A 26,547-nucleotide genomic window follows, 5' to 3' on the forward strand; every position below is an offset into this window, starting at 1 on the left:
CGGTAAGACTATGATGATTCAATGGATTTCGCCAACCGCGAAGAGGCGGCGGTGTTCCTTCATCGCGTAGCGGTCTGTCATCCCGGCGATATAGTCGGCAATGGCGCGAGCCTTGTCGCCCCTTGCTTTCTCCTGGTACTGCGGCGGCAGCAGCCGGGGATCGGCCATGAAGGCGCCGAAAAGGTCGCCGACGATGCGACGGGCCTTGTCCGTCATCCTCAGCACCTGATAGTGGTGGTAGAGATTGTCGCGCAGGAAGACCTTGAGCTCGCGCATCCGCGGCTGGAGGTCCGACGAGTAGGCCACCAGCCGCGACGCGGCGCGGACGTCGTCCAGGGTGACGACACCGGCAGCGGCGATGTTCGCACGCGTCTGCCCGATCAGGTCGAGCGCCATCGCATTGACCATGCCGCGTACCGTCTCGCTGATCAGCTTGCGCCCGCCGAGGCCTGGCCAGCGGCGCTCGACCTCGCGCCTGTGGCTGGCGAAGATAGGAACACCATCCAACTGCTCCAACGTGATCAGCCCCGAGCGCAGACCGTCATCGACGTCGTGGTTGTTGTAGGCGATCTCGTCGGCAAGATTGGCAAGCTGCGCCTCGAGCGATGGCTGGGTCCCATCGATGAAACGCCGCCCGATATCGCCCAGCCTCTCGGCGTTGGGACGCGAGCAATGCTTGAGGATGCCTTCGCGGGTTTCGAAGGTGAGATTGAGGCCATCGAATGCTGCGTAGCGATCTTCGAGCAACTCGACCGTCCGCAGCGACTGCAGGTTGTGTTCAAAGCCGCCATGTTCCTTCATGCAGGCGTGCAGTGCATCCTGGCCGGCATGCCCGAAGGGTGTATGACCGAGATCGTGAGCCAGCGCGATCGCCTCGGCCAGATCCTCGTTCAGGCCGAGCGCCCGCGCGACACTGCGAGTGAGCTGCGCGACCTCGATGCTGTGGGTCAGACGGGTACGGAACAGGTCACCCTCGTGGTTCACGAAGACCTGGGTCTTGTACTCGAGGCGACGAAAAGCGGTGGAATGGACGATGCGATCCCGGTCGCGCTGGAACTCGCCACGGCCGACCGGCGGAGATTCGGCATGCACACGACCGCGGGACAAGGCCTCGGTAACGGCGTAGCTGGCGCCCTGCACCGCGTCACTCACGCGCAGCAGCGCTCGATTGCCGCAATGATATCGGCCTGCGGCGACTCGGCGTGCATGACGGCCTGGCCGATTGCCCGCAGCAGGACCAGGCGCAAACGACCTGCCTCCACCTTCTTGTCGTGCGCCATCAGATCGAGATAGCGCTCGACGCCAAGATCCGGGCCACGAACGGGCAGCCCCGCCCGCAGGAACAATGCGTCGATGCGCTCGACGTCGGCGCCGGACAGCCAACCAAGGCGACGCGACAGCTCCGCTGCCATCATCGTACCGGCGGCAACCGCCTCGCCATGCAGCCATTCGCCATAGCCCAAGCCGGTTTCGATGGCATGACCGAAGGTATGGCCGAGATTGAGGAGGGCGCGCTCCCCCTGCTCGGTTTCATCTGCAACGACCACCTCTGCCTTGTTCCGGCAGGATCGTTCGATGGCATACGCCAGCGCCTCGGCATCGCGTTCGAGCAGGCGCTCGACGTTGCGCTCCAGCCAGTCGAAGAAGTCCGGATCGCGGATCAGGCCATACTTGATGACCTCGGCCAGGCCCGCCGACAACTCCCGCTCCGGCAGGGTATCTAGTGTGGCGGTGTCGGCAAGCACCAGCTTCGGCTGGTAGAAGGCACCGACCATGTTCTTGCCGAGCGGGTGGTTGATCGCGGTCTTGCCGCCGACAGACGAATCCACCTGGGACAGCAAAGTGGTCGGCACCTGGATGAACGGCATGCCACGCTGATATGTCGCGGCGGCGAAACCGCCCATGTCCCCCACCACGCCACCGCCGAGTGCAATCAGGGTGGTGGAGCGCTCGCAGCGCTCGCCCAGCAGCATGTCGAAGATCAGGTTGAGCGTTGGCCAGTCCTTGTGCGCTTCGCCGTCGGGTAACACGACGGACGACACCGTGATCCCATTGGCCCGCAGGCCGGCGCAGAAGCGGTCGAGATAGAGCGGCCCGACGACATCGTTGGTCACCACCGCAACGCGCCGCGTACGCAGATGGGGCAGCACAAGCTCCGCTCGGTCGATCAGGCCCCGCTCGATCAGGATGGGGTAGCTGCGCGCCCCCAGGGCGACATTCAATGTGCGCATATGGGCTTTTTGAAGGTAGACAAGGCTTTCTCGATCTGACGCACCATCGCCCCCGGATTACCCCGTCCGCCATCGACGACGATATCGGCGACCTGGCGATACAAGGGGTCTCGCTCGCGGTGGAGCTGCTCTATGCGCAAGCGCGGGTTCTCGACCTGAAGCAGGGGGCGATTGCGGTCGTGCCGGGTGCGCTCCCACAGGACGTGAGGCGGCACATTCAGATAGATGACGATGCCGCGTCTGGCAAGCAGATCTCGGTTGGATGGGTCGAGAACGACGCCACCGCCGGTCGCAAGCACAAGCTCGGGCTCCAGCGTGAGTTCGTCTATGGTTTGCGACTCCCGGCGCCTGAAGCCCGCCTCGCCCTCGATCTCGAAAATGGTGGGGATGCTGACGCCTGTACGCGCCACGATCTCATGGTCACAGTCGACGAAGCGCACACCGCGCCGCTTCGCGAGTTCTCGCCCGACAGTCGTCTTTCCGGCGCCCATCATGCCGATCAATATCAAGCAGCTCACATGCAACTCGCCGGTGTTCATAAATGCACGGGGCGGCCATCCTCACCGGAATGGCCGCCCCGAAGATTGTAGCAGCAAGCTGCCGGCTTACCTCAGCGTCAGCGCATCCGAGACGATCTTCGGAGTAATGAAGACCAGCAGTTCCTTCCGGTTCGAAATCTTGCTACGCGTACGGAAGAGGAAACCGACGACCGGTAGTTCGCCGAGGACCGGAACACGGTCTTCGTTGCTGGTTTCCTCTTCTTCGTAGATGCCACCGATCACCACCGTGCCACCGTTGTCGATGAGCACCTCGCTCTTGACGTTCTTCGTCTCGATCGGCGGCACGCCCAGCAAGGCCGATTCGAACAGCGGCCGATCCTTGTTGACCTCGATCGACAGCTGCAGGCGACCGTCCGGCGTGATCTGCGGCTTAACCTTGAGCGACAGCACCGCCTTCTTGAAGGACACGTTGGTCGCACCGGAACTCGACGCCTGCTGGTACGGAATTTCTGTACCCTGCTCGATCGACGCCTCGACCTGGTTGGCAGTCAGCACGCGCGGGCTGGACACCACCCGGCCGCGCCCATCGGACTCCAGCGCAGACAACTCCAGGTTGAGGAAGCGGGTGAGGCTGCTGTTGAACAAGGTCAGGTTCAGATTGCCGAAGCCGTTGGGCAAGAAGCCCGACCCGCTCGTAGCCGACTCGCCGATATTGCGCTGGAAGTTGACCACACCGTCGGTCGTAGTCGAATTGACGAACTCTGACGACCCGAAACCCAACTGCGCGCCACCACCCAGGCTCCTGTCCTTGGCGTCGCCATACCCCAGACGAACGCCCAGATCACGGGCGAACTCCTTGCTCGCCTCGACGATCCGAGCCTCGATCAGAACCTGCCGCGGCGCGATGTCGATTTCCGTGACCAGGCGGCGCAGCGCCGCCAAACGGGAAGCCACGTCGGTCACGAAGATCTTGTTGCTGCGATCGTCGACCACCACGCTGCCCCGCTTGGAGAGCATCGTATTGTCCTTGCTCTTCAGGAAGTCGAAGATTGCCTTGGCCTTGTGATAGTTGATCTGGAAGCTCTCGGTCTGCAGCGGCTCGAGATCGCCGATCTGCGCCTTGGATTCGAGCTGCAGCTTTTCACGGGTGGCAAGTTCCTCGCCGGGTGCGATCCAGATGACGTTGCCGCTCTTGCGCATGTCCAGGCCCTTGGCCTGGAGGATGATGTCCAGCGCCTGATCCCAGGGAACATCCTTGAGCCGCAGGGTCAGACTGCCTTGCACCGTATCGGAGGTGATGATGTTGAAATTGGTGAAATCGGCGATGACCTGGAGCACCGAACGGACGTCGATGTTCTGGAAATTGAGCGAGAGCTTCTCTCCCTGATATTGACCGCGCTGCACCAGCTTGTTCGGATCATCGACGACCCGCTTCACCTCGAGCACGAACTGGTTGTCGCTCTGATAGGCGTTGTGCTCCCATTGCCCGGTCGGCGTCACCACGAGGCGAACCTTGTCACCCTGCTGCTGGGACTCCATCACGGTAATCGGCGTGGCGAAGTCGGTGACATCCGCACGGCGGCGCAGATGCTCTGGCAGCGAGGTCTTGAGGAACTCGACCACCAGCTTGCCGCCCTGCTGACGGATATCGATACCGGTGTCCGCACTGGACAGCTGAACGATCACCCGCCCCTCGCCATCCTTGCCGCGACGGAAATTGATATCGCGAATCGCGCTGCCGTCGGTAGCGACCGCACGGGAATCCGCAAAATTCGCGAACGACTGCGATGCCGTGGTCGTAGTCACCGCTGCTTCGTTGACGGGCGTAAGAGCGATGACCACGTTGCGGCCATCGAGGCGCGTCTGGTAGGGCGTCATCTTGACCAGATTCAACACCAGGCGCGTGCGATCGCCCGCCTGAACGATGTTGGCGCTGCGCAACTCACCCTGGCCAATGTCCTGCACACTGCGCCCAAGCGCATTCACTGTGCCGGGGAAGTCGAATGCGATGCGCGCCGGATTGGCGACACTGAAACTCGCCGGAGCCGCAGTCAGCGGCTCCTTGAGTTCCACCCGTACATAGAGGCTCCCGCCCTGTTCCGCGACTTCGAGCGCCTGAATCTGGTTGCCGGTGGGTTGAGCCGGAGCGTTGTCCTGGGCCAGGGAGTCCGCCACGGGCGCAGCCAGGGCCACAATCGCTGCGAGCAGCAGCGCGCTGATTCCGTTCTTCATCTTCTGCCCTCCGGGCGCTCCTGCAACAACAGCGAGCTAGTACGCTCGACCCAATCGCCGTTCATGTCTTCCACAAGCTCCCTGAGCGTCACTTCCGACTCGCTGATCGCGGTGACCACACCGAAATCCTGCCCCATGTAGTTGCCTACCTTGACCTGATAAAGACTCTTGTCCACCTGCACCAAGGCATGCACCACCTTGTTCTGCATCAACACGCCGACCATCTTCAGCGATTCGAGCGGATATGCCTCGAGCGGCTCGCGGCGGCGGTCGAGATTGGGACGCAAACCGCCCCCCCTTTCTTCTCGGGTTCGATCCGTGCCGTCGTGAAGGGCTCCACCGCTGCCGTGGCAGCGTAGTCGACGGTCGGGAAAGGCTTGATTTCGGGCAAGGGTTTTGCCGTGCCGCGCATGCCCTTGGCCTGCTCATCCATCCACGCCTGGATATTCTCCTGATCGCTGGAGCATGCGACCAGGCAAGTACAGCACACCGCCAGCCAAAGCGCTCTCATCGCTTCTTCCCCTTCGCAGCTTTTTCCGCCTGCCGCCTGCGGGCAAGCTCCTCTTCATCGAGGTAGCGATAGGTTATTGCCTTGGCGTTGAGCTTGAGCCTGCCGTCCTTGGTGGCTTCGAGCGCGACGTTGTTCAAGGTGACAATTCGGGGCATGCGGGCAACGTCGCTGGCGAACTCGCCGAGATCGTGATAACCGCCGGTGACGACGACATCGATCGGCATTTCCGCGTAGAAGTCCTTCACCTGATCCGCACCAGGCTTGAACAATTCGAACTGCAAGCCACGACCAAGCCCCGCCTGGTTGATATCGGACAGCAGAGAATCCATTTCGGCGCGATTTGGCAGCTGCTTGAGCAGCGCGCCGAACTGTCTGTCGATCTCCGCCAGCTGCCGCTTGTGCTCGTCGAGATTGACCGCCTCCTTCTTCTTCGCGACCCAGTCCTGGCGCAACTGAACCTCCTCAGCCTCGCGCTGTTTCAACGTCTCGGCCTGTTCGCGCCAGTCGAACCACCATGCGGCGGCCAGGGTCAAGGTCAGCAAACCGGCGAAAACCGCCACTCGCGGCGCCAGCGGCCATGTTCCGGGCTCATTGGGATTGAGCCCCTTGAAGTCCTGGGCAAGACGCTGGAAGTCGATGCCGCGGGCATTACCAAGCGCACCGGAGCCTTTCATGACTTCACTCCCTTTTTGCCCTGGGCTTTGTCCTTCGGCGCCTCCTCGACCTTCGGGCGCTCGATGCTGATACCCAGCGTGAACTCACTGACGCGACGGTTTGCCACGGTTGCCGCCTTGACCTCCACCAAGCCCGGCTGGGTGAAGAACGGCGATTCGTCAAGCCCCCGCATCAAATGGGAAACGCGGGCATTGGACTGTGCATACCCCACCAGAGTCACTCGGCCATCCACCTGCTTCACCGACTTCAGGTAAACACCGTCGGGCATACGGTGCGCCAGCTCGTTGAACAGATGCACTGCTTCCGCACGCCGCCCCTGCAGGGATTCGATCACTTGCTTGCGTACCAGCAAGGCATCAATTTGCTCGCGCAGGCGCTTGATCTCTGCAATCTGCAAATCTAACTTTGCGATTTCCGCCTTGAGGAAAGCATTCTTGCGCTCTTGGCGCTCGATATAGCCCGTGAAGACCGTATGCACCAACAGGGCGATCAACGCGCCGACGACGACCATCGCACCGGAGATGGCAAAAAACTGCTGTCTTCGCTCCCGCCGCTTCTCCTCCCGGTGCGGCAGCAGATTGATCCGGATCATTCGTCGAATCTCCGCAAGGCGAGCCCGCACGCCACCATGAGCGACGGCGCATCAGCCAACAGGTTCTTGGGACGTACCTTGGACGAAAGCGCCATGCCCGCGAACGGGTTGGCAATGATCGTTTCGACCTGAGTCCGCCCGGCGACCACATCCGCCAACCCGGGCATGACCGCACAACCGCCGGCAAGGACAAGATGATCGACCTGGTTGAACTGGGTCGACGTAAAGAAGAATTGCAGCGCCCGCGAGACTTCAAGCGCAAGACTGTCCATGAACGGGCGCATCAGATCGCGCGCATAGTCTTCAGGCAGGCTGCCAGAGCGCTTCGCGGCCTCCGCCTCTTCGAGACTCATGCCGTACTGGCGGGCGATATCCTGAGTCAGCTGATGGCCACCGAAGGCCTGCTCGCGTGAATAGACCTGCTGACCGCCACGCAGCACGGTCACGTTCATCACGCTCGCGCCGATGTCGATCAATGCCACGACCTTGGCACCACCCGCCGGCACCAACTGCCGGCTGACGAGCTCGAACGCGGATTCGATCGCCAGCGATTCGACGTCGATGACCACCGCCTTCAAGCCGGCAGCCTGTGCCGTCGCCACGCGATCCTCGACCTTGTCCTTGCGCGATGCGGCAATCATGACCTCGACTTCGCCCGCACCGGACGCAGCCGGGCCGATGACCTGGAAATCGAGGTTTACCTCGTCGAGCGCAAAGGGAATGTACTGATTGGCCTCGGACTCGACCTGCATCTCCATCTCCTGCTCGCGCAGGCCGTCCGGGAGGATGATCTTCTTGGTGATGACGGACGAGGCCGGCAGGGCCATGGCCACGTTCTTGACCCCGCCACCAAAGCGGCGCAATGCGCGCCGCAAGGCCTCGCTGACGGCATCCAGATTGGCGATATTGCCGTCGACTACAGCATCACGCGGGAGCGGCTCGATCGCGTAGCGCTCGATTTTGTAACCTTCCTTGTCCCCACCGGACAGCTCAACCAGCTTGACCGATGAAGATGAGATATCGAGACCTGCGAGTTGTCGCGCCTTCGAACCGAACAGGGAGAATTCAATCACAAAGAAAATCCTTAAATTTCTTTATGTTAGGCGCTGATGCTGAATAAGGCTCTCAAATCCTAGCAACAACGGTGAGTGGTGTAAAGCGAAATGCATTTAGTCATCATGGTCATACGGCGACACAGCGCCGCGCTGGAGACCGGTCGAAGCCGACCCGTATAATGCCCGCCCTGTCCTCATCTCGGGAATTCCGATGCGCTGGGTTCTCTATCCGCTCGCAGCCCTGACCGCACTGGTGATTCTCGGCCTCGCCACCCTGGCCGCGGTGTCGCTCCTTGCCTGGCCGAACCTGCCCTCCCTCGACACCCTCACCGACTACCGGCCACGCATTCCGCTGCGGGTCTACACCGCCGACGGACATCTGCTAGGCGAGTTCGGCGAGGAGCGCCGTTCGGTAGTTCGCATCGACACGGTGCCGCCGGTCCTCAAGCAGGCCATTCTCGCCGCTGAGGACGAGCGCTTCTATGAACACCCCGGAATCGACGTGATCGGCATCATGCGGGCGGCGCTGGCCAACATCACCACCGGCGGTCGCGGCCAGGGCGCCTCGACGATCACCATGCAGGTCGCGCGCAATTTCTTCCTCACCCGTGAGAAGACTTACAACCGCAAGCTTTACGAGATCCTGCTCGCGCTGAAGATCGAGCGCAGCCTGTCCAAGGACCAGATCCTCGAGCTCTACATCAACCAGATCTACCTCGGCCAGCGTGCCTACGGTTTCTCTGCCGCCGCCCGCGCCTACTATGGCAAGGTACTCAACGACATCACCCTGGCCGAGGCTGCCATGCTGGCCGGGCTCCCCAAGGCGCCGTCGGCCTACAACCCGGTCGCAAACCCCACACGCGCCACCTTGCGTCAGCAATACGTCCTGCGGCGCATGCTCGAATCCGGCTTCATCGACGAAGCCGCCTACCAGACCGCGCTCAAGGCACCGCAACACACCCAGAGCCAGACTGCCGCGCGAAACGGCTCCGTGCTCCATGGCGATTACGTCGCCGAGATGGCGCGCCAGATCGCGGTCGAGCAGTTCGGCGAGGAAGCCTACCAGCTAGGCATCCGCATCGTCACGACGATCACCCGTGCCGACCAGGAGGCGGCCTATGCAGCGCTGCGCAAGGGCGTGATGGACTACGACCGCCGCCACGGCTACCGTGGCCCCGAGGCTTTCGTCGAACTGCCGGCACCTCCCCGCGACGAGGAAGCGCTCGACGAACTGCTCGCCGAGTACGGCGACCACGACGACCTGATCGCCGCACTCGTGGTCGAATCGTCCGCAAAGCGCGTAAAAGTCTACCGCCACGGCGAGACGATCACCGTCGCCGGCGACGGTCTGAAATTCGTCCAACCGATGCTGGACGACAAGGCCCCGCAATCGCGGCGCGTGCGCCCTGGCGCGATCGTCCGTATCCGTGACACCGGCGAGAAGGGCTGGGAGATCGTGCAACTGCCGGAAATCCAGGCCGCCCTCGTGTCCATGGACACCCACAGCGGCGCCGTCCGCGCCCTGATCGGCGGTTTCGATTTCAACCGCAACAAGTTCAATCACGTCACGCAGGCCCAACGCCAGCCCGGCTCGAGCTTCAAGCCCTTCATCTATTCGGCCGCGCTCGAGCGCGGCTACGCACCGGGCAGCCTGGTGGACGACTCCCCGCTCTACTTCCCCGCCGGCGTGACCGGCTCCCAGGCCTGGGAGCCGAAGAACTACGACGGCAAGTTCGACGGACTGATGACGCTGCGTGACGCCCTCGCCCGCTCCAAGAACATGGTGTCCATCCGCTTGCTGCAGAACATCACGCCGAGCTATGCGCAGGACTACGTCGGCCGCTTCGGCTTCGACCCCGCCCGTCATCCGCCCTACCTCACCATGGCGCTCGGCGCCGGCTCGGTGACGCCCTGGGAGATGGCTTCCGGCTATGCGGTGTTCGCCAACGGCGGTTACCGGGTCGAGCCCTATGTGGTCAAGGAGATGTACGACGGCAACGGCCGTCTGGTGGCGAAGATCGACCCGCCGATCGCGGGAGAAAGTGCGCCCCGCGTGATCGATCCGCGCAATGCCTGGCTGATGGACTCGATGATGCAGGACGTGGTACGCCGCGGCACCGCAACCCGTGCGCGTTCGCTCAATCGTGCCGACCTGGCCGGCAAGACCGGTACCACCAACGACTATCTCGATGCCTGGTTCTGCGGCTACAACCCGGATCTGGTCGCAGTCGCGTGGGTCGGTTTCAGCCAGCCCAAGAACATGGGCCGGGGCGAAACCGGCGGTGCCGCCGCCCTGCCGATCTGGGTGAACTACATGCGCACCGCCCTGCAGGCCCAGCCTGAAAAGTCCCAGCCACGCCCCGACGGCCTGATCAACATAACCGCCGGCGACGGCAGCCGCGAAGACTACATCTACGAAGAGAACAAGCCGGTCGCCCCGCCCCCGCCGGAAGAGCTACCCGCCAGCCTGTTCTCGGATCGCTCGCCGGCACTCGAAGCGCCGGAAGAGGCGATTCCGCCCGCACCGCCGATGGCGCGTCAGGCGCCCGCGCCGGTGGTCGAGCGGGTACCGACGCCGATCAACCGCTGACCGGCTTCACCACCACCGACTCGCCGCTCTGTTCGCTGACCACCCTGGTGAGCAGGGCGTAGAGTTCGGTCCCGTCCCGGCCCGCCACCCAGCCGCCTCCCTCGGGCCGGAAGTGGAAACCGCCGGAGCGGGCCGCTACCCAGATCTCGCGCGCCGCGCTGTGACGATTGATGATGACCTTGCTGCCGTTCTCGAACTCCAGTTCGAGGATGCCGCCCGGCTTCGGCTCGATGTCCATCTCGGCGCCACACGCCTCGAGCGCCGCCTCGATGCGGTCGAGCTCGGTTTCGGCCAATGCATTGAATGCCGACTCTTCCATGCTGACTCCTTCTGTTAGGATTCCGGTTTTCTTACGATTCCAAGGCCATGCGAGCGATGCTTCCCGCAGTCGCGCTCTCCGGCGCGCTGCTCCTGTCCGGTTGCGGCATCAAGGGACCGCTCTACCTTCCGGATCCCGCCAAAACCCGGCCCGTCACCAGCACCAGGACCCAGCCGCAATCCCAGCCCACAACGGGCGCCGATCATAGCAAAACCGACACCAGCAGCCCTACGCAATGAGCACGAGCAGCCCCGCCGCGACCACGCCCTTTCCCACACCGACCCTATACGCCGCCGAACGTGGCCTGACGCTGGAAAACGTCGCGCTTGCCGACATCGCCACGGACTTCGGCACCCCCACCTATGTGTATTCACGCGCAGCCCTGACCGCTGCCTTCGAAAGCTGGCGCAACGCACTGGGTGGGCGCGGCCTGGTGTGCTACGCAGTCAAGGCCAACTCCAATCTCGGCATCCTGTCGGTGTTTGCCCGGCTGGGGGCAGGCTTCGACATTGTCTCGGGTGGCGAACTGGCACGCGTGCTGGCTGCCGGCGGCGATGCCGGCAAGGTCGTGTTCTCCGGCGTGGGCAAAAGCCGGGACGAGATGCGCCAGGCGCTCGAGGCCGGCATCCGCTGCTTCAATATCGAATCGGCGGCCGAACTCGACCGCCTCGATGCGGTTGCCGGCGAACTCGGCCGCAAGGCGCCGATTGCCCTGCGCGTCAATCCGGACGTCGACCCGAAGACCCACCCCTATATTTCCACCGGTCTCAAGAGCAACAAGTTCGGCGTCGCCTTCGGCGAGGCGCTCGCGCTCTACCGCCGCGCCGCCAGCCTGCCCAATCTTAAGGTCAGCGGCATCGCCTGCCACATCGGCTCGCAGCTGCTCGACCCTGCGCCGGTCGCCGAAGCTGCAGCCAAGGTCCTTGAGCTGGTGGACCAGCTTGCCGCCGACGGCATCACGCTCGAGCACATCGACCTCGGCGGCGGGCTCGGCATCCGCTACCGCGACGAAACCCCGCCCAGCGTGGCCGAATACCTCGCCCCCCTGCTCAAGGTTTTCGAGGGCCGCAACGAAGAACTCTGCTTCGAGCCCGGGCGCTCGCTGGTCGGCAACGCCGGCCTGCTGCTGACCCGCGTCGAATATCTCAAGCACGGTGAAGAGAAGAACTTCGCCATCGTCGATGCGGCGATGAACGATCTCGCCCGGCCTGCGCTCTACGACGCCTACCACGAGGCGGTTGCGGTTACCCCCGCCGGCGTGGCGGCGCAGTGCTACGAGATCGTCGGCCCGATCTGCGAAAGCGGCGACTTCCTCGCCCACGACCGCCAGCTCGCGTTGCGCGAGGGCGACCTGGTGGCGCTGCTATCGGCCGGCGCCTACGGCATGACGATGAGTTCCAACTACAACACGCGGCCGCGTGCGGCCGAAGTGATCGTGGACGGTGATCGAGTCCTGCTGGTGCGCGAACGTGAAACGGTCGCGGCGCTCTACGCGGGCGAACGCCGTATCGACGACTGACGAAGCTGCCGCGGCCGGCACCACTATGCGCGCGACCCATCGCGCGCGAGCCGGTCGGCCTCTTCGATCAGCGCACGACCGAAAGCCTTCCAGGCCGGGCCGCCGTGGGTATGCACGCCGATTTCCGCGCTCTGCCGCATGACTTCCAGCATCAGCATCGCCAGCGCGTAGAGTTCGGCCCGCGCGCGGCGCTTCGGATCGGGGTCGCGCAGCATCTGCATGTTGCACTCCGGCGTGCAGGTCAGCGCCTCACGCGCCATGGTCCGCAAGGCGACTTCATCGTCCCAGTCGAGATCGAGCAGGAAGCCGCGCTTGAGGATTTCGCGCTCCAGTTCGACCGCGTCGCGTTCGTAGTGCCCGAAGCCGCTCATGTCCTTGCTTTTCCTCCGGTCCGTCGGGCGGACACGTAGCGCCGGAATCGGCGATGATGGCTGCCGCACATCGCGCAGGATTCTACTCGCGCGACGCCGCCACGCATTACCCAACCCGAGCCGACCCGTCATGCATCGCCCCAAGCACCGCTCCGCCACGCCCTTCGACCTGCTGCTCCACATCGGCGCCGGCCTGGCCCTGCTCGCCGGCCTGTCTCTGGCGAGCGCGGCCGGCCTGCCACCAGGTGTAAGCCTCGCGCTCGACAACGCACGTATCCCCACCGACGCGGTGTCGATCTGGACGCAAGCGGTGGACGCTCACCAGCCCACCCTCAGCCTCAATGCCAATCGCCCGCTGAACCCGGCCTCCACGATGAAGCTGGTCACCGCCTTCGCCGCCTTCGACCGGCTGGGGCCGGCCTTTACCTGGCAGACCCGGATCGCAACGCGCGGTGAACTCGACCACGGCGTCCTCAGGGGTGATCTCCACCTCCTTGGCGGCGCCGACCCGGTGTTCGACGAAGAGCGCCTGCGCCGTTTGCTGCGCCGGCTGCGCGGCCTCGGCATTTACCGTGTCGCCGGCGACATCGTGCTCGACGGCTCGGTGCTCACCTTGCCGCCGCACGATCCGCAGGCCTTCGACGGCCGTGGCCTGCGGCCCTACAACGCCGGCCCCTACGGCCTGCTGATGCACTACAACACCCTGCAGCTCGGCCTTTTTCCGGCGGGCGATGCCCATGCGCCGGTCACGGTGATCGCCGAGCCGCCGCTGGCCGGCCTCGTCATCGACAACCGCCTGCTGACCTCGCAAACCACCTGCGAGGTCTGGTATCGCGACCTCGACGCCCGCCTCGAACCCGGCCCGCGGCTGGTACTCACCGGCAGCCTGCCGGCCAGCTGCGGCCCGCGCAACTGGAGCGCCGCACCGCTGGCGCCCCCGGATTACGCCATTGCCCTGGTCCGTGCACTGTGGAGCGAACTCGGTGGCAGCGTGGACGGCGCAGTGCGCAACGGCGTGACGCCTGCCGACGCCATCGTCCGCCTGGCCGACGACTCGCGTCCGCTCGCCGATGTGGTCCGCGACATGAACAAGTGGTCGAGCAATCTCATCGCCCGCCAGCTGCTCGCCACCCTGGGCATGCAGCAAGCCGATGCTGCCGATGCAGTCCAGGGCGGCATACTGGTCGCCAGAGCGCAGCTTGCCGCCGCCGGCATCGACACCAGCGGCCTGGTCATCGAGAACGGCGCCGGCCTGTCGCGCAGCGAACGCATCCGCGCCGACAGCATGGGTGCGCTGCTGCTGGCCGCCTGGCGCCGGCCATGGATGCCGGAGTTCATCTCCGCCCTGCCGCTTGCCGGCGTGGACGGGACCGCGCGCAAACGCCTGAACGGCAGCCCGGCCAACGGCCAGGCCCACATCAAGACCGGCACGCTCAACGGCGTGCGCGCAATGGCGGGCTACCTGCTCGACCGCAACAGCCGCCGCCATGTGGTGGTGATGATTGTGAACCACCCGGAAGCGGCCGCCAGCCAGGCCGCCCAGGATGCCCTGCTCGAATGGCTGTGGGCAGCGCCACCGCCGTAATCTGCCGACCGCAGCGGCCTCAGGACATCGGCAATGCGCGCGCCTGGCCGAGCGCCCACCAGCCGCGTACCACCCGGTAGAGCACCCACAAGCCGAGCAGCAGGATCAGCACGATCGCGAACGGGATCCCGATCACCGTAAGCGCCATCACGCCGGCGATCGCGATCCACAGCACGGCAAACCAGAAAGTGCGGATCTGCCAGCTGAAATGGCTTTCCAGCCAGGTACCGCGCACCGCCGATTGATTCCAGTAGTTAAGCACCACCGCGGCGATCGACGGCAGGCTGGCGACGAAGCTGAAGACGATGGTCGCCGAGCCCACCACCGCGGAAAACACCGCGAACGCATGCAGCGCGTAGATCAGGTGGGCCAGGGTCACCTGGTTGCCGGTCGGTTGACCGGCCAGGTGGTTCGCCGTGCTGTCGGGATATGTCATTGTGCGCCTGCTCCTCTGCAGTCAGCCCGCCGCCTCGCTGGCGGCCGGTCAGGTTCAAGTGAGGGCGCGATACGGCCTTACAAGCCGAGTGTCCCCCACATTTCGTCGACGCGGCGTCTGACCGCCGCATCCATCACGATGGGACGTCCCCATTCGCGATTCGTTTCACCCGGCCACTTGTTGGTGGCATCGATGCCCATCTTGGAGCCGAGGCCGGCCACCGGGCTGGCGAAGTCGAGATAGTCGATGGGCGTGTTATCGACCAGCGTGGTGTCGCGCGTGGCATCCACCCGGGTGGTCATCGCCCAGATCACTTCCTTCCAGTCGCGGATGTTCACGTCATCATCCACCACGATGATGAACTTGGTGTACATGAACTGGCGCAGGAAGCTCCAGATGCCGAACATCACCCGCTTGGCGTGCCCCGGATACTGCTTCTTCATGCTCACCACCGCCAGCCGGTACGAACAACCCTCCGGCGGCAGATAGAAATCGGTGATCTCGGGAAACTGCTTCTGCAGCAGCGGCACGAACACCTCGTTCAGCGCCAGCCCCAGCATTGCCGGCTCGTCGGGCGGCTTGCCGGTGTAGGTGGAGTGGTAGATCGGGTCGCGTCGCATCGTGATGCGTTCGATGGTGAATACCGGGAAGTCGGCCACTTCGTTGTAGTAACCGGTGTGGTCGCCATAGGGGCCTTCCGGCGCCATGTCGTCCGGCTGGATCACGCCTTCGAGCACGATCTCGCTGGATGCCGGCACCTGCAGGTCGGAGCCGAGACACTTCACCAGCTCGGTCTTGGCGCCGCGCAGCAGGCCGGCGAACTGGTATTCGGAGATGGTATCCGGCACCGGCGTGACCGCGCCGAGGATGGTCGCCGGGTCGCAGCCCAGCACCACCGCCACCGGGAAGGGCTCGCCCGGGTGCGCCTGCTGGTGTTCGCGGAAATCCAGCGCGCCGCCGCGGTGTGCCAGCCAGCGCATGATCACGCGGTTGCGGCCGATCACCTGCTGGCGGTAGATGCCGAGGTTCTGACGCTTCTTGTGCGGCCCGCGCGTCACCACCAGGCCCCAGGTGATCAGCGGGGCCGCATCGCCGGGCCAGCAGTGCTGGATCGGCAGCTTGGCCAGATCCACCTCCTCGCCCTCCCACACCACCTGCTGGCAGGGTGCCGAGCGCACTTCCTTGGGTGCCATGTTGAGCACCTGTTTCAGCACCGGCCACTTCTCCCAGGCGTCCTTCAGGCCCTTTGGCGGCTCCGGTTCCTTGAGGAAGGACAGCAGCCGGCCGACCTCGCGCAGCGGCGTGCTCCAGTCGCCGTCGGCCACATCCTCGCCCATGCCCATCGCCACCCGCTGCGGCGTGCCGAACAGGTTGGCGAGCACCGGAATGGCCTGCGGCACGCCCCTGGTGACCGGCTTTTCGAACAGCAGTGCCGGGCCGCCGGCGCGCAACACGCGGTCGGCGATCTCGGTCATCTCCAGGTGCGTATCCACCGGCGCGGTGATGCGCTTGAGTTCGCCGCGGCTTTCGAGCTGGGCGATGAAGTCGCGCAGATCCTCGTATTTCATCGGCCGGCCTCAGCGGTAGGCGTTGATCGCGTCGCGCGTCTGCAGCGCGGCCGCGCGCGCGGCGGCGGCGAAGTCCTCGCCCTTGCCCGCATACAGGATGGCGCGCGAGGAATTGATCATCAGCCCGCCGCCGCTGGCGCTGCGACCGGCCTTCACCGTGGCCTCGATATCACCGCCCTGGGCGCCGATGCCCGGCACCAGCAGCGGCATGTCGCCGGTGAGTGCGCGCACGCGGGCGATCTCCGCCGGGAAGGTGGCGCCCACCACCAGGCCGCAGTTGCCGCTGGCGTTCCAGTCCTCGGCCACCAGACGGGCGACGCGTTCGTAGAGTTTCTCGCCGCCGACGTCGAGGAATTGCAGGTCGGAACCGCCCGGGTTGGAGGTGCGGCACAGCAGGATCACGCCCTTGTCCGGGTAGGCGAGGTAGGGATCGACCGAGTCGCGGCCCATGTAGGGATTGACCGTGATCGCGTCCGCCTTGAAGCGCTCGAAGGCCTCCACCGCGTACTGCTCGGCGGTGCTGCCGATGTCGCCGCGCTTGGCGTCGAGGATCACCGGAACATTCGGGTGGCAGGCGTGGATGTGGTCGATCAGCGCTTCGAGCTGGTCCTCGGCGCGGCGTGCGGCGAAGTAGGCGATCTGCGGCTTGAAGCAGCACACCAGGTCGGCGGTGGCATCGACGATGGCCGCACAGAATTCGAAGATCGCATCCGGACGGCCCTGAAGATGGGCGGGGAACTTGGCCGGATCGGGGTCGAGGCCGACGCAGAGCAGGCTGTCGCGCTGCTGCCACGCCGCCTGGAGGGCGGTCATGAAGTGCATGGGGGACGTCCTTGGGTTAGCGGCGGCATGATACCAGCGCCGCCCCCGCCCCGACCGCCGCGGCTCAGGCCGCCTCGGGATGCAGGCGCTGCCACAGGGCGAGGAAAGCCTCGGCCGCCCCCATGCGCAAGCGGTGCTGCACCAGGTGACTCACTTCGGTATCGCCCGGATTGATCTCCACCGTAGGCACGCCCTCCTGCCGCGCCCACCACACCGGACCGGCAATGTAGGGAAAAACGCTGGTGGTGCCGATCGACACCACCAGGTCGAAACCGGCTTCGAGCAGATGTTCCAGCCGGTCCATCTCGCGCGTCGGCAGCATTTCGCCGAACAGCACGATGTCCGGCCGCAGGACCCCGCCGCATACCGGGCAGGCCGGTGGCAGCACCAGGCCGGCGAAGTCCTCCACCATGCGGTTGTGGCTGCACTCGGTGCAGCGCAGATGGTGAACGGTGCCGTGGATCTCGATCAGGTGCGCGGAGCCGGCGGCGCGATGCAGACCATCGACGTTCTGCGTCAGCACCCAGACACCCGGCTTCTCCGCTTCCAGTGCAGCGATCGTGCGGTGCGCGGCATTGGGCCGGGCGCCGCGGCAGTTGGCCTCGATCTCGGCGATGTATTTCCAGGTGATGTCGGGCCGATGCGCCATCATGTGACCGGACAGCGCCTCCTCGATGGTCAGGCCCTCGGCGGTGAGGCGCTCGTGGTACAGCCCGCCGATGCCGCGGTAGGTGGGCAGGCCGGAATCGGCCGAGATGCCGGCGCCGGTGATGAAGAGGATGCGTCGCGCAGCGGCGATCAGCGCGGCAACGGCATCGAGCGTGGCGGAGTGGTCCATGGCGGGAGCGCGGTTCGGATAATGCCATGATGATACGCCGCACACCGCCTGCCAGTCGTACCGGACATCCGCAATTGTCTACTCCGGCAGCCCGACGACACTAGGCGGGCGGCTCGCCGACCCGGGTCACCTCGACCAGGCAGTCGTAGAACACCGGCCCGCCGCCCATGTCGGTCAATGCCGCGGACGTCACCGCATTGGCGTTTTCGCCATCGCCGGAGAGCTTCTGCCACCAGATCGACGGCGCCACCGCCACGCCACGGCGCACGCCGTCGGTCACCACCGCACGCGCATGGAAAGCCCCGCGGTCGTTGTGGATACGGACGCGATCGCCGTCGACAATGCCGCGCTCGCCAGCGTCGTCCGGATGCAGCTCCAGCTTGGGGCTGCCTTCCTGCGCGACGAAGCGCGGCAGGTTGGCGAAGCTGGTATTGAGGAAGTTGCGCGCCGGCGGCGAGATCAACGCCAGCGGATAGCGCGCCGCCAGCGCCGGATTGCTGACCACCGATTCGTAGGGCGGATGCCACGCCGGCAGTGGGTCCAGTCCCTGCGCGGCGAGGGACTCCGAATGGAACTCGCATTTGCCCGAAGGCGTGCGGAATCCACCATCGGCAAAGGGCGCGAAAGGCCGCGGCAGGTTCAGGCGCGCCCAACCGCGTGCAGCCAGCTGGGCCGGCGTCAGGCCGAGCGCGCGCGGATCATTGCGCTTGAAGGCGGCGGCGGCGATGTCCTCGTCCGATTCGTACAAGGCGGAATCCGCGAAACCGAGACGTGCCGCCAGCAGGCGGAAGACCTCGGTGTTCGGCTTGGCCTCGCCCAGCGGCGCGATCGCCGGCTGGTTGGCTACCGCGTAGATGTGGCCGTAGGAAGTGTGGACGTCGCGGTGTTCGAGCTGGCTGGTGGCAGGCAGCAGGATGTCGGCGTAGTCGGCGGTGTCGGTCTGGAAGAGCTCGTGCACCACGCAGAACAGGTCGTCGCGGGCAAAGCCGGCGCGCACCCGGTTGCTGTCGGGCGCCACCGCCACCGGGTTGGCGTTGTAGACGTAGATCGCGTCTATCCGCGGGTCGCGCGTCTCGAGCAGCGCATCGCCGATGGTCGACATATTGATCGCCCGCGGCGGCCGTGTGGCAGCATCCGGGTAGAGATCGGGCCGTTCGAGCGCATGGCGATCGACCGGAAAGTTGCCCGAGGTCGACAGCAACGCACCGCCCGCTGGATGACGCCAGGCGCCGGTAAGCGCCGGCAGGCAGGCAACGTTGCGCACCGCCATGCCGCCCCCGCCGCTGCGGTTGAGGCCGTAATTGAGCCGGATCAGCGTCGGCGTGCTGCGACCGTAGTCGAGGGCAAGCTCGCGGATCGCGGACGCCGGCAGTCCGGTGAGTGCTGCCGCCCACTCCGGGGTGCACGTCCGCACCCGCTCGGCGAGCTGGTCGAAGCCCAGCGTGTGGCGGGCGATGTAGTCGCGGTCGAGCAGATCCTCGGCGATCAGCACCTGCATCATCGCCAGCGCCAGCGCACCGTCGGTGCCAGGCAGCGGCGCGAGATGCAGGTGGCACTTCTCCGCGGTCTCCGAGCGGCGCGGATCGATGCACACCAGCTTCGCACCGCGCCGCTTGGCCTCCTGGATGTAGCGCCAGCCATGCACATTGGACACCACCGGATTGCCGCCCCAGATGATGATGAGGCGGGCATCGGCGACGGCTTCCGGATCGGTGCCGATCGAGGCGCCCACAGTCGCCTTCCAGCCCATTGCGCCCGCCGAGGCGCAGATCGTGCGGTCCAGCCGGGACGCGCCGAGCCGATTGAAAAAGCGCCGGTCCAGGCTTTCGCTCTGCACCAGCCCCATTGTTCCGGCATAGCTGTAGGGCAGGATGCCGCGCGGGTCGTCGGCGGCGATGCGGCGGAACCTGTCGGCGATGATGTCGAGCGCGTCGTCCCAGGTAATGCGCTCGAAGCGCCCCTCGCCTTTGGCGCCGATACGGCGCATCGGATGCATCAGGCGCTGCTCGGAATAGACCCGCTCGAGGTAGTACGCGACCTTGGTGCACAGCGCGCCGTTGGTGAAGGGCAGGTCGTCCGCGCCGCGCAGCTTGACCGCGCGGCCCTCCTGCACCGTGACTTCCATCGCGCAGGTGTCGGGACAATCGTGGGGACAGGCGGCGCGGACCACCCGGGTCGTTTCCATATTGCTCATCACGGCTCCCTGACCGCCGCGGCCCGCCGGCAGCAGGTTCAACGGCTCAATGTTGCGCCCGTCTGGCGGAGGACATCAGCTCCAGATAGCGCTCGCGGTCCGCCTCGTAGCGCTGACGCACCGCCTCGCGCTCGCGCACCTTGGCCGCCATCACCGAACGGTGCGAAGCGAGTTCGCTGTCGAGATCGCGCAAGGCCTCGGCCTGCGCACGCGTCACCTGCTGGCCGCGCTTGCCCTCGGCATCCGGCAGGATGCGCTTGCGCCGCTCCATCAGGTCTTCCTCGCGGACACGCAGATCGGCAAGCGAACGATCGGCGTCGGCCAGCGCACGGTCGCGGCGTCGGTCGAGGTCGTCGACATTCTGGTAGGTCTCGAGCAGGGCCTGGTCGAGCCGGCGGCTCTTGGCCGCAAGCGCCTCTTCTTCCTTGCGGCGCTCGGCCTCGGCGTTGCGACGGGCGATTTCCTCGGCGCTCGGCGGCGGCGGCACCTTCTTGCGGATCACGCCCTGCGGGCCGATCTCGCGATAGGCCTGGCCATAGCAGGCCGGCGGCAGCATGTCGCTGCACACCGGCTGGCCGCCGACATCGCAGCAATAGATGGTCTTCGCTGCCTGAGCCGGTGAGAGTGCCAGCAACAGCCCCCCCGCCAGGCCGAGCTTAACGAGTGCTCGCAATGCCATAGGTCTCCCGGTAGGCGCGCACGGCGTCGAGGTTGGCCGCTAATTCGGGACTGTCCGCGAGATAGGCGATCAGATCTTCCAGTGTCGCCACCGCGATCACCGGGATGCCGAAGCTTTCGCGCACTTCCTGCACCGCCGACAGCGCCCCCTTGCCGCGCTCCATGCGGTCCAGCGCGATCACCACGCCGGCCGGCGTGGCGCCTGCGGCACGGATGATTTCGACCGACTCGCGCACCGAGGTACCCGCCGAGATGACGTCGTCGAGGATGAGCACGCGCCCGGCGAGCGGCGCACCGATCAGCGTGCCGCCTTCGCCGTGGTCCTTGGCTTCCTTGCGATTGAAGGCGAAGGGCAGGTCGACGCCCTCCTCGGCCAACCGGATCGCGGTGCCCGCCACCAGCGGAATGCCTTTGTAGGCCGGGCCGAACAGCATGTCGCAGGCCACGCCGGCACTGCGGATGGCGCGCGCATAATAGCCGCACAGTTCGCGGAACGAGGCACCGTCGTCGAACAGGCCGGCATTGAAGAAATAGGGTGAGTTGCGTCCCGCCTTGGTGACGAAGGAACCGAAGCGCAGCACGCCCTTGCGGCAGGCGAGCGCGATGAAATCCCGGCTAAAATCCGGTGCTCTGAGTTGTGCTTCCACGACTTATCTACTCGCAATCGGCGGCCCGGGATCGCGCCGCAAGCTCAAGGAAAAAACGCGACCATGTTACGCATCATCTCCGCCAACCTCAACGGCATCCGGTCCGCCACCACCAAGGGCTTCCTCGACTGGTTTCCCGCCCAGAATGCCGACGTGGTATGCGTCCAGGAACTCAAGGCGCAAGCAGCCGACCTCAGCGACCCGATGCATGGACCGGCCGGCTACCAGGGCTGGTTCCATTACGCCGAGAAGAAGGGCTACAGCGGCGTCGGCATCTACAGCCGCCACACGCCCGACCGCATCGTCGAAGGCCTGGGCATCGCCGACATCGACGCCGAGGGCCGCTACCTGCAGGCCGACTTCGGCAAACTTTCTGTGATCTCGCTCTACCTGCCGTCCGGCTCCAGCTCGGAGGAGCGCCAGCAGGCCAAGTTCAGCTTCATGGAGCGCTTCCAGCCGCGTCTGGCAGAACTGCGTGCCAGCGGCCAGGAGGTGGTGATCTGCGGCGACTGGAACATCGCCCACAAGGAAATCGACCTCAAGAACTGGAAGAGCAACCAGAAGAACTCCGGTTTCCTGCCGGAGGAGCGGGCCTGGATAGGCAAGCTCTTCGACGAGCACGGCTGGGTGGACGTCTATCGCCGGCTGTACCCGGACGCCACCGGCGATAGCTACACCTGGTGGTCCAACCGCGGTCAGGCCTGGGCAAAGAACGTGGGCTGGAGGATCGACTACCACCTCGCCACCCCTGGCATTGCCGACACCGCACGCGAAGCCGCGATCTACAAGGAACAGCGCTTTTCCGATCACGCCCCGCTGACCGTCGATTACGACTTCAGCCTTTGAGTGCGACACCCCGGCGGGTCGTTCGCGGGCGGCCAGCCGGTCCACCGGAAACTTTCCGGCATATTGCCGGCGTGCTATAAAAAATTGAGTCGCATCTTCCCGATATGAATATCCACTGACATCCGGCGACGGCCGGCCCGCCGGCGCTGCTGCGCCGAAGGAGGATGGATGGATCCGCATGCACATGCCACCACCCCGCCGGCACACGACGATGTCTTCGCCTTCGCCGAAGAGGAAGCGGCTCCGTCTGCCGCCCATGGGCAGGAGGCAACCGGCGGTCCGCTGCTGCGGGTGCTGTCGGTGGACGACGACCCCGCCTTTCAGGACTCGCTGCGCTACTCGCTCGCCGGCTACCGCTATCGCGACCAGCGGATCGAGCTGCTCACCGCAGCCTCGGCCAATCAGGCCGCCGGCCTGCTCGCTGCCGAACGCGACATCGCGGTGGTTTTGCTCGACGTGGTCATGGAATCGGACGATGCCGGCCTGCGGCTGGTGAAAAGCATCCGCGAGCTCATCGGCAACGCCGAGATCCGCATCATCCTGCTCACCGGCCAGCCGGGCGTCGCACCGATGCAGGCCTCGCTCGCCGGCCTCGACATCAACGACTACTGGCTCAAGACCGACCTCAGCCGCGAACGCCTGCACGGCATCGTCACCAGCGCGCTGCGGGCCTGGGAGCAGATCAGCGCACTCAACCGGGCGCGGCGCGGACTGCAGATGATCGTCGAGGCGAGCAACAGCCTGACCTCCTCGCGCACCTTGCACGATTTCTCCGGCCGGGTGGTGAAAGAGCTTGCCCGCCTGCTGCATCTCGCGCCGGAGGGGGTGGTCTGCGTGCAGGACATGCCGGGCAGCGATCCGCTATCGGCCGTCATCGTCGGTGCAGCCGGCCGCTATTCCCATCTGGTGGCCGACCGGCTTGCGGTACTGGACGACGCCCGCATCCGCGGCATGCTCGGCCACGCCTTGTCGGCCAAGACATCCTTCGCCGACACGGAGAGCCAGGTGCTGTACTTTCCCGGCAACGGCGACGGCCCCCACGGCGCAACCTACGTCGCCACCCGGCGGGAGCTGGACGACACCGAACTGGAGCTGCTGCGGGTCTTTGCCAGCAACATCAATTCCGGGCTGATCAACGTCTCGCTGGTCAGCCAGCTGGACCGCATGGCCTACGAAGACGCCCTGCTCGGCATCCCCAACGGCAACGCCATGCTGCGCGCGCTCGACAGCGTGCTGGCGCTGCCGCCGCCGCGCGACCGCGCCCTGCTGTTCGTCGATCTCGACCAGTACTCGGAGAGCTGTCTGTCGCTCGGCATCGAACAGGGGGAACTGCTGCTGGCCAAAATCGCGCATCGCCTCAAGCGCTGCTTCCCGCCGCCAGCGCTGGTCGCGCGCCTGCACGATGACACCTTCGCCATCCTCGGTCCGGCCTCGGCGCTCGGCATCGAACACATCGACCGGCTGGAGTCGGAGGATCCGGACGCGCCCGATGTCGCGCCCTTCATCAGCATCGGCGCCGCGCGCATCGACCTCGACGACTACGACGGCCCGGCCAAGGCGGCGATGGCCACCGGATCCCTGCTGCTCAAGCAGACCCGCCGCCAGGGTCTGAGCCAGGTGACGCAGTACGTGCGCGGCATGGAAACACCGCACAACCAGCGCTTCACCCTGTCGCGCGAGTTGCACCGGGCGCTGCGTGGCGACGAAATCGGCATCGCGCTGCAGCCGCAGTACGACCTTGCCGACGGCCGCATCGTCGGCGCAGAGGCGCTCGCGCGCTGGACCCGCCCCGACGGCAGCCAGATCCCGCCCGCTGCCTTCATCCCCATGGCCGAAGCCAATGGCCTGATCGCGCCGCTGGGCGCGCGCATCGTCGAACTCGGCTGCCGGGCGCTGGCGCGGCTGGCAGCCGCCGGCTTCCCGAACCTGCCGATTGCAGTCAACGTCTCGGCACTGCAGCTCGCCCGCAACAGCCTGCTCGATGAGCTGTCCTCCCTGCTCGCACGCTACCGGCTGGACCCGGCCATGCTGGAGCTGGAAGTCACCGAGTCGATCGCGATGGACGACCGCTACGCGACTGGCGACATGCTCAACCGCCTGCGCGATGCCGGCTTCCCCATCGCCATCGACGACTTCGGCACCGGCTATTCCTCGCTCGCCTACCTTCGCACCCTGCCTGCCCACACGCTCAAGATCGACCGCAGCTTCGTGCAGGAGATAGGCAGCACGCCCGAACGTCAGACCATCGCCGACATGATCATCGGCCTCGGCCGGCGGCTGGACATGCGGGTCATCGCCGAAGGCGTGGAAAACACCGACCAGGCGAACTGGCTGAAGCTGCGCGGCTGCCATCATGCCCAGGGCTTCCTCTTCGCCCGCCCGGAACCCCTGGACGCGCTGATCGCACGGCTCGCCGGCAACGCGGAGACTCCGCTGCAATGATGTCGACGGCGGCCCTGCGCGCTGCGCTCGAGCGGCTGCTGCTGATCCGCCATCGCCTGCTGGTACTGCTCCTGCCCTGGCTGGCGCTCTTCGGCCTCGGCGTTCCGCTGGTCTGGCAGGACTTGCGCCAGTCGCTGCAGGCGCCGCTGCTGAGCGCCCAGGCGGACCTCCTCAGCCAGAGTGCGCAGATCCTGGTGCGCTCGATGGCCTCGCTGCGGCGGGACGTGACCTTCCTTGCCCAGGTGCTCGGCGACCTGCCCGGCGGCGGCGTGGACGGCAATCCGCTGGCGGTCAAGCTGCTCTACAGCGTCGCTGCCAACACCGGCTACTACGACCAGGTCCGCTGGCTGGACGAGAACGGGCAGGAGCGCATCCGCATCGACAGGCGCGACGACGCGCTCGAGGTCGTGCCGCCCGATGCCTTGCAGAACAAGCTCGACCGCCCCTATTTCGCCACCACCATGGCGCTCGGCCACGGCCAGCTGCACATCTCCGAGCTGGACCTCAAGGTCGAGCACGGCCCGGTCACGCGCTCACCGCAGCCCACGCTGCGGGTGGCGACCCCCCTGTTCGAGGCCGGCCGGCCGCGTGGCATCGTCATCGTCAACTATCGGGCCGAACGCCTGCTCGAACGCCTGGCCGGCATCGGACGTCAGCTCGCCTTCGACAGCTACATCGTCAACAACCGCGGCGGCTGGCTGCTGCACCCGGACCATACGCAACGTTGGGGCTGGCTGCTCGGCCACCCGGAACGCAACATCGCCACCCAGCATCCTGCGCTGTGGCGGCAGATGCAGGCGCACACCCACGGCCTGCACCGCGACGACAGCGGGGTCTGGGCCTACGCCCGTTTCGATCCGGTGGACGACCCCGGTGCCGACGGCACCCAGGACTGGCAGCTCATCGTCCGCATTCCGGCCGATGCCTTGGCCGCGGCGGAGGCGCGCTGGAAGCTGACCCTGGCCGCGCTGGCCGGCGTGGCCCTGCTCGTCACGGTCGGCCTCTCGGCCCAGCTGGCGTGGTCCCTGCACCTGGTCGAAGAGCGTGGGGCGGAACTGGCCATGGCCAACGCCGCGCTGCAAAAGAACATCGACGACCTGCGCGCGCTGCAGGCCGAACTGGCGCGAGCCGACAAGCTCTCTTCGCTCGGCTTGATGGTGGCCGGCGTCGCCCACGAACTCAACACGCCGCTCGGCAGCGCGCTGATGGCGCTGAGCACCGCCCGCGAGGACATCCAAACGCTGGCGCGGCGCGTCAACGACGGTCTGCGCAAATCGGACCTGCTCGCCTTCCTCGATTCCAGCCGCGAAGGACTGGACCTCGCCAACCGCGCGGTGGCCCGCGCCGCCGACCTGGTACGGCGCTTCAAGCAGGTCGCCATCGACCGTACCTTGATGGAGCGCCGAGGTTTCGATCTCGCCGAGGTCCTCATCGACGCCGATCACCGCCTGCACAAATGGGACGCCGCTTCGCCGGTCACCCTCACCCTCGAACTCGCCCCAGGCCTGCACATGGAAAGCTACCCTGGCCCGCTCGGGCAGGTCGTCACCAACCTGGTGGACAACGCGCTGACCCACGCCTTCCCGGATGGCCGCCCCGGCGCCATCACGCTGCGCAGCGCGGCGGATGGTCCAGACCGGGTACGGATCAGCTTCGCCGACAACGGCGTGGGCATTCCGGAGGAAAACCTGCGCCACATTTTCGACCCCTTCTACACCACCCGCCGTCACACCGGCGGCACCGGGCTGGGCCTGCACGTCACGCACCAGATCGTCAGCGAGGTGCTGGGCGGCCAGATTCACGCCACCAGCACCCACGACGGTCCGCAAAGCGGCACCTGCTTCACCCTGGTGCTGCCCCGCATCGCACCGCCCCATGCGCCTTCGGGCTGAACCT

General features: G+C 65.9%; 23 protein-coding genes and 1 pseudogene. 7 read left to right on the plus strand and 17 right to left on the minus strand.

The features are described 5' to 3' along the window. Positions 1 to 18: 18 nt before the first annotated feature. The 8 genes and pseudogenes from CJ010_RS22370 to CJ010_RS22405 form a co-directional block, all read right to left on the minus strand. Positions 19 to 1,158 (minus strand): deoxyguanosinetriphosphate triphosphohydrolase, encoded by a 1,140-nt coding sequence (locus CJ010_RS22370; RefSeq protein WP_205755016.1) that lies wholly within the window; start codon positions 1,156 to 1,158, stop codon positions 19 to 21. Further along, positions 1,149 to 2,231, minus strand: a complete 1,083-nt coding sequence (gene aroB, locus CJ010_RS22375) for a 3-dehydroquinate synthase (protein ID WP_141020104.1) — start codon at positions 2,229 to 2,231, stop codon at positions 1,149 to 1,151. The genes CJ010_RS22370 and aroB overlap by 10 nt, the downstream gene beginning before the upstream one ends. After that, positions 2,219 to 2,749: a shikimate kinase gene (locus tag CJ010_RS22380; protein WP_141020821.1), complete on the minus strand. Its 531-nt coding sequence runs from the start codon at positions 2,747 to 2,749 to the stop codon at positions 2,219 to 2,221. The genes aroB and CJ010_RS22380 overlap by 13 nt, the downstream gene beginning before the upstream one ends. 87 nt (positions 2,750 to 2,836) lie before the next feature. Continuing rightward, complete coding sequence (gene pilQ / locus CJ010_RS22385) at positions 2,837 to 4,963, minus strand: type IV pilus secretin PilQ (protein ID WP_141020105.1); 2,127 nt, start codon at positions 4,961 to 4,963, stop codon at positions 2,837 to 2,839. After that, a pseudogene (locus CJ010_RS22390) lies at positions 4,960 to 5,474 on the minus strand (pilus assembly protein PilP). The gene pilQ and the pseudogene CJ010_RS22390 overlap by 4 nt, the downstream one beginning before the upstream one ends. Further along, a complete protein-coding gene (locus CJ010_RS22395; protein WP_141020106.1) occupies positions 5,471 to 6,148 on the minus strand; it encodes a type 4a pilus biogenesis protein PilO in 678 nt (225 codons plus the stop codon). The pseudogene CJ010_RS22390 and the gene CJ010_RS22395 overlap by 4 nt, the downstream one beginning before the upstream one ends. Next, the gene (locus CJ010_RS22400) at positions 6,145 to 6,741 is read right to left on the minus strand and encodes a PilN domain-containing protein (protein WP_141020107.1); all 597 of its coding nucleotides are present in this window, start codon (positions 6,739 to 6,741) and stop codon (positions 6,145 to 6,147) included. Before CJ010_RS22400 ends, CJ010_RS22395 begins: the two co-directional genes overlap by 4 nt. After that, complete coding sequence (locus CJ010_RS22405) at positions 6,738 to 7,814, minus strand: pilus assembly protein PilM (protein ID WP_141020108.1); 1,077 nt, start codon at positions 7,812 to 7,814, stop codon at positions 6,738 to 6,740. The genes CJ010_RS22400 and CJ010_RS22405 overlap by 4 nt, the downstream gene beginning before the upstream one ends. Positions 7,815 to 8,007: 193 nt before the next feature. On the opposite strand from CJ010_RS22405, the gene CJ010_RS22410 reads away from it, so the two are divergent. After that, positions 8,008 to 10,386, plus strand: coding sequence for a penicillin-binding protein 1A (locus CJ010_RS22410; protein WP_141020109.1), 2,379 nt, complete (start codon positions 8,008 to 8,010; stop codon positions 10,384 to 10,386). Here CJ010_RS22410 and cyaY read toward each other — a convergent pair. Continuing rightward, positions 10,376 to 10,705: an iron donor protein CyaY gene (gene cyaY, locus CJ010_RS22415; RefSeq protein WP_141020110.1), complete on the minus strand. Its 330-nt coding sequence runs from the start codon at positions 10,703 to 10,705 to the stop codon at positions 10,376 to 10,378. The genes CJ010_RS22410 and cyaY overlap by 11 nt on opposite strands. Before the next feature lie 56 nt (positions 10,706 to 10,761). Here cyaY and CJ010_RS22420 point away from each other — a divergent pair, with 56 nt between their 5' ends. Next, positions 10,762 to 10,944 carry a lipoprotein gene (locus tag CJ010_RS22420; RefSeq protein WP_240794440.1) on the plus strand — a complete coding sequence of 61 codons (183 nt, stop codon included), beginning with the start codon at positions 10,762 to 10,764 and terminating at the stop codon, positions 10,942 to 10,944. Continuing rightward, the gene (gene lysA, locus CJ010_RS22425; RefSeq protein ID WP_141020112.1) at positions 10,941 to 12,224 is read left to right on the plus strand and encodes a diaminopimelate decarboxylase; all 1,284 of its coding nucleotides are present in this window, start codon (positions 10,941 to 10,943) and stop codon (positions 12,222 to 12,224) included. The genes CJ010_RS22420 and lysA overlap by 4 nt, the downstream gene beginning before the upstream one ends. 23 nt (positions 12,225 to 12,247) lie before the next feature. Here lysA and CJ010_RS22430 read toward each other — a convergent pair whose 3' ends face one another. Continuing rightward, on the minus strand, positions 12,248 to 12,595 hold the full coding sequence (locus CJ010_RS22430) for a hypothetical protein (protein WP_141020113.1): 348 nt from the start codon (positions 12,593 to 12,595) through the stop codon (positions 12,248 to 12,250). A 130-nt stretch (positions 12,596 to 12,725) separates the two neighbouring features. Here CJ010_RS22430 and dacB point away from each other — a divergent pair, with 130 nt between their 5' ends. Then, on the plus strand, positions 12,726 to 14,180 hold the full coding sequence (gene dacB, locus CJ010_RS22435) for a D-alanyl-D-alanine carboxypeptidase/D-alanyl-D-alanine-endopeptidase (protein WP_141020114.1): 1,455 nt from the start codon (positions 12,726 to 12,728) through the stop codon (positions 14,178 to 14,180). A 19-nt stretch (positions 14,181 to 14,199) separates the two neighbouring features. On the opposite strand, the gene CJ010_RS22440 is transcribed toward dacB, so the two are convergent. The 7 genes from CJ010_RS22440 to pyrE form a co-directional block, all read right to left on the minus strand. Continuing rightward, positions 14,200 to 14,616, minus strand: a complete 417-nt coding sequence (locus tag CJ010_RS22440) for a hypothetical protein (RefSeq protein WP_141020115.1) — start codon at positions 14,614 to 14,616, stop codon at positions 14,200 to 14,202. A 77-nt stretch (positions 14,617 to 14,693) separates the two neighbouring features. Beyond that, entirely contained in the window at positions 14,694 to 16,184 is a 1,491-nt protein-coding gene (ubiD, locus tag CJ010_RS22445; protein ID WP_141020116.1) for a 4-hydroxy-3-polyprenylbenzoate decarboxylase, read from the minus strand. Between the two features lie 9 nt (positions 16,185 to 16,193). Further along, positions 16,194 to 17,006 (minus strand): orotidine-5'-phosphate decarboxylase, encoded by an 813-nt coding sequence (pyrF, locus tag CJ010_RS22450; RefSeq protein ID WP_141020117.1) that lies wholly within the window; start codon positions 17,004 to 17,006, stop codon positions 16,194 to 16,196. Positions 17,007 to 17,070: 64 nt separating this feature from the next. After that, on the minus strand, positions 17,071 to 17,844 hold the full coding sequence (locus CJ010_RS22455; RefSeq protein ID WP_141020118.1) for an NAD-dependent deacylase: 774 nt from the start codon (positions 17,842 to 17,844) through the stop codon (positions 17,071 to 17,073). Positions 17,845 to 17,944: 100 nt separating this feature from the next. After that, complete coding sequence (locus CJ010_RS22460; RefSeq protein ID WP_141020822.1) at positions 17,945 to 20,029, minus strand: molybdopterin-dependent oxidoreductase; 2,085 nt, start codon at positions 20,027 to 20,029, stop codon at positions 17,945 to 17,947. 55 nt (positions 20,030 to 20,084) lie between these two features. After that, positions 20,085 to 20,717 carry a DUF4124 domain-containing protein gene (locus CJ010_RS22465; RefSeq protein WP_141020119.1) on the minus strand — a complete coding sequence of 211 codons (633 nt, stop codon included), beginning with the start codon at positions 20,715 to 20,717 and terminating at the stop codon, positions 20,085 to 20,087. After that, on the minus strand, positions 20,695 to 21,363 hold the full coding sequence (gene pyrE / locus CJ010_RS22470; protein ID WP_141020120.1) for an orotate phosphoribosyltransferase: 669 nt from the start codon (positions 21,361 to 21,363) through the stop codon (positions 20,695 to 20,697). The genes CJ010_RS22465 and pyrE overlap by 23 nt, the downstream gene beginning before the upstream one ends. Positions 21,364 to 21,426: 63 nt before the next feature. Here pyrE and CJ010_RS22475 point away from each other — a divergent pair, with 63 nt between their 5' ends. The 3 genes from CJ010_RS22475 to CJ010_RS22485 all read left to right on the plus strand — a co-directional run bounded on the left by CJ010_RS22475 (position 21,427) and on the right by CJ010_RS22485 (position 26,543). Continuing rightward, positions 21,427 to 22,209, plus strand: a complete 783-nt coding sequence (locus tag CJ010_RS22475; RefSeq protein ID WP_141020121.1) for an exodeoxyribonuclease III — start codon at positions 21,427 to 21,429, stop codon at positions 22,207 to 22,209. A 168-nt stretch (positions 22,210 to 22,377) separates the two neighbouring features. After that, positions 22,378 to 24,651: an EAL domain-containing protein gene (locus tag CJ010_RS22480; RefSeq protein WP_141020122.1), complete on the plus strand. Its 2,274-nt coding sequence runs from the start codon at positions 22,378 to 22,380 to the stop codon at positions 24,649 to 24,651. Then, the gene (locus CJ010_RS22485; RefSeq protein ID WP_141020123.1) at positions 24,648 to 26,543 is read left to right on the plus strand and encodes a sensor histidine kinase; all 1,896 of its coding nucleotides are present in this window, start codon (positions 24,648 to 24,650) and stop codon (positions 26,541 to 26,543) included. The genes CJ010_RS22480 and CJ010_RS22485 overlap by 4 nt, the downstream gene beginning before the upstream one ends. The last annotated feature ends 4 nt before the right edge of the window (positions 26,544 to 26,547 follow it).

Origin of the sequence: Azoarcus sp. DD4, assembly GCF_006496635.1 — a bacterium.
Lineage (GTDB): Bacteria > Pseudomonadota > Gammaproteobacteria > Burkholderiales > Rhodocyclaceae > Azoarcus.